Origin of the sequence: Bariatricus sp. SGI.161 (genome assembly GCF_050313695.1) — a bacterium.
Lineage (GTDB): Bacteria > Bacillota > Clostridia > Lachnospirales > Lachnospiraceae > JAFBIX01.
The window spans coordinates 1-2,226 of the sequence record NZ_JBNPLX010000068.1 but is presented as its reverse complement, the minus strand read 5'-3'; the positions used below and the strand labels follow the sequence as shown (position 1 = coordinate 2,226).

Annotated in this window: 2 protein-coding genes; both read left to right on the top strand. The window is 44.5% G+C overall.

The genetic code is table 11. The features are described from left to right. On the top strand, positions 1-985 hold a 985-nt coding region (locus ACQRBH_RS17175), incomplete at its 5' end, for a hypothetical protein (protein WP_427762673.1). Positions 986-1,003: 18 nt separating this feature from the next. Continuing rightward, the coding region (locus tag ACQRBH_RS17170; protein ID WP_427762672.1) for a hypothetical protein at positions 1,004-2,226 on the top strand (1,223 nt) is incomplete at its 3' end.

Sequence of the window (2,226 nt, the reverse complement as noted above, 5' to 3'; positions counted from 1 at the left end):
CAGTGCTTCTGCCGCGGCGATTGAGACGAATCCAAAGGCGCTGCTTGATGACGATGTCTATCAGAGTATGGACGAGGAGGAAGCTGATCGTGCCAAAGAGCTATGGGAACTTCTTCAGAAATCAGAAGAGATAGAAAAGAAGCTCAAAGATGCCTGCGATGAAGCGCAGCGTCTGATCGAAGAGGGGAAATACAAAGAAGCCCTGGATCCGGTAAATTATATCATCGAGAATATGAATCTGACGACAGAAGAAATGTGCCAGTTAAGGATGCTCCGAACAGCATTGTACTTCTACAGTGGAGATTATAAGAAAGCAGAAGATGACTGTACCTGGCTGATTGAAAAGGGCAGAGATGAAAATGGGTATTACTATTTCATGCGTGCGGCATGCAGAATACAGAATATGGAGTTCGAAAGCTCCAGAGAAGATCTTCTTGAGGCTTTGGACAGAGGATATGAAGAAGAAGCTTTTTGCTATGTGTATCTGACATTCTGTGAATACTATCTGGAAGATTATGAGCAGGTGCTCAGCTATGCAAAGGAAGCTCTTAGTAGAGAGCCGGGAGACGAATACAAAGGAACGCTTATCTATTTTCAGGCACTTGCAAATCTGAATCTCGGGTATTTTGAAGAGAGTGCTTCCTGTATGACAGAATTACTGGATATGAAAGAATATAAGGAAAACGGTGAGCTTTACTATTACAGAGGCGTCAGCGAACTTACCCTTGAAAAATACGAGAATGCCTACGAAGATTTTAATCTTGCACTTAAGTATGGCATACCTTCAGCTGAGGGAGATGGGGATGATGAGAACATGAAAACGATGCTTTATTACAACCGTGGAGTTGCGGCACTTGCACTGAACAGGGCAGAAGAGGCAAGGAGTGATTTGCAGAAGGTTGTAGAAAGAAACAATAATGCGGAGCTTGTGAAAGCTTCCGAAGAATTACTGGAACTATTAAATGGTCAGGGAACAACGGAGTAGAAAGGAGGAGGTGATAGAATGAAGTTGCATAAGATAGCCCGGGGCGTGCTTGTTATGATGGTGTGTCTGACGATGGTGACACCTTGTCTGGAAGTCAGAGCAGAAGATATTGTTTCTGATCCGGAACCCACACAGACAGAGACACCGACACCGGAACCTGAACAGACAGAGGAACCGGATGTTACACTGACGGAGACACCGGCACCGGAAGGAAGCGCGCAGATAACAGAACAGATCGTGCAGGATGGTTCAAATATTGTGGTCGAGGAACCGGAAGTGTTTGAGAATGATCCTTCGACTGAGGAAACAGAAGATGATATACAAGACGGTACAGAAGGCAGTACTGCGACTGAAGAAAAGAACGCGATTCAGAAAGCAGTAGATGAGGCCCTGAGGTCAGCACAGGAGAATGCGGGCACAAAAGAGATTACGATTGTAGTGGAAGATGGTACATATAACGGGGACATTAATATTTCGTTAAAGGATCCTTCTTCCAGCCTGGAAAAGTTATATATCATTACGAGGGATTCTTTCGTGACTCCGGGAGAAGGCGGAGTGATCGATAAGTCGACCATTTCTGCGAATGGAACCGGTGGAGCCAATACAACAGGCAATATATATATAGAAGGTTTGGATGTTGTGCTGGCAGGTCTTTATTATTCTTTGAATAAGAAGATTACCGCAAAAGACTGTGCAGTGAAAATCTATGGGACAAGCAGGGATGATATTATCCAGGTGGAACTGGATAACGCCAGTCTGTATGCGGAAACCGGAGCCGGAGTGGACACGATCGGAGTGACAGGAGACGGAGATGGAAAGATAAATGATTTTGTGACACTGGATGGCGGAGCCGGAAGTGATGTTTACACAATTGATACTTCTCTGGAAGGTACCGTACGTGTTGGTGATACAGATGGCGGAAGAGTGCATCTGACAGGAGAGCTTTCAAAAGATTCTGATAAGAAACCTGTTGGAACATATAATGCAGACACAAAGAATGCAGACATCACACTTACCAACATGGCGGCGAAAGTGCTTCATATCCTTACATCCGGTATCGAAAGCTTTACCGATGATCTGAAAAACAAAGCTGAGATTCAGTTGGAGAAATCAGATCTGACAGATGGTAAGTATAAGGAACCTACACCGGCATTTGCCAATGTGATCTATAACCCGGAAGAGAATGAGGAAGTAAATCTCATCATGCAGGGAGGCAGCCTTCTTAGCAAACTTTTGATTAA